Annotated in this window: 1 pseudogene; it reads right to left on the reverse strand. The window is 81.4% G+C overall.

From position 1 onward, the window contains the following. A pseudogene (locus ACOV8S_RS25305) lies at positions 1-747 on the reverse strand (hypothetical protein); the annotation flags it as partial.

Genomic DNA, 747 nt, shown 5'->3' on the forward strand with positions numbered 1-747 from the left:
GGGGCCGACGCCGGGCAGGACGCCCAGGCGCAGGCCGCGCAGCCGTCCGGGCGGCGCCGTCGGGCGATGGCCGCCGCCGAGGCGAGGGCCGCGGCCCAGGAGGCCGCGCCGCGCTCGCCGTTCGCGCTGCCGCCGGCCGACGCGGACCGCGCCACCGACGGCGCGGGGTCCGACCTGGCCGGTGCGAGCGGTGCGGGCGTGGCCGGTGCCGGTGCGGCCGGTGCGGGTGCGCCCGGTGCCGGTGCGGCGCAAGGGGTTGCTCAGCCGGGGCTGCAGGCGGTTCCGCAGCCTGGACTTCAGGCCGTTCCGCAGCCGGGGCCGCAGGCGGCTCCTTTGGGGGCGGCGCCTCAGGTCCCGCCTCAGGTTCCGCAGGGTGGTGCCCAGTCCGGGACGCAGCCCGTTCCGCAGCCTGGGACACAGCCGGTCCCCCAGCCCGGAATGCAGCCGGTGCCCCTGCCGGGAGCCGCGCCCCAGCCCGGTGCCGTGGCACAGCACGGTGTAGTGCCTCAGTCCGGTGTCGTGCCGCAGCCCCAGCCCGTGCCCGGGCAGCCCGGGATGCAGCCCGTGCCGCAGCCCGGTGCCGCCCCGCAGGCGGTGCCCCTGGGGCTCCCGGCCGCCGGGCAGCAGGCGCCGGTGCCCGCGCAGGGGACCGCCCCCGCCGCGGCGGCCGCGCAGCCCGTCCCCGCGCAGCAGCCCGCGCCGGGGCAACCGGTCACCGTGCCGGCCCAGCAGCCGATCGCCGTGCAG

This window comes from Streptomyces sp. CO7 (assembly GCF_053474865.1).